General features: G+C 77.1%; 1 protein-coding gene. It reads right to left on the reverse strand.

Features of this window, described 5'->3' with window-relative positions; all coding sequences use genetic code 11:
• Positions 1 to 428, reverse strand: a 428-nt coding sequence (locus G3I65_RS12030) for an FAD-binding protein (RefSeq protein WP_160696174.1), incomplete at both ends; no start/stop codon positions are given.

Consider the following 428-nt stretch of genomic DNA (forward strand, 5'->3'; position numbering starts at 1 on the left):
GGTGACGCGCGACGGCAGCCGCCCGCGCGAAGGATCGGCCAGCAACCCGGCCGCGAGGTCCGCCGCGACGGCCTCCGCGACGCGCTGCCCGACGACCAGGCCTTCGAGCAGGCTGTTGGAGGCCAGCCGGTTCGCGCCGTGCAGCCCGGTCCGCGCGACCTCGCCGGCCGCGTAGAGCCCGGCCACCGACGAGCGTCCGTCCACAGTGGTCACCACGCCGCCGCACGAGAAGTGCGCCGCCGGGGTGACCGGGATCGGGTCCACGGCGGGGTCGAGGCCCAGCGCCGCGCACGCCGCGAACACCGTCGGGAACCGCTGCGCGAAGCCGCCGATCGAGGTGGCGTCGAGGAAGACGTGGTCGTCGACGCCGCCGGGCGCGGCCGTCATCCGCCGCGTGATCGCCGCCGAGACGACGTCGCGCGGCGCCA

The sequence above is a fragment of the Amycolatopsis sp. SID8362 genome (assembly GCF_010550475.1).
Classification (GTDB): domain Bacteria; phylum Actinomycetota; class Actinomycetes; order Mycobacteriales; family Pseudonocardiaceae; genus Amycolatopsis; species Amycolatopsis eburnea.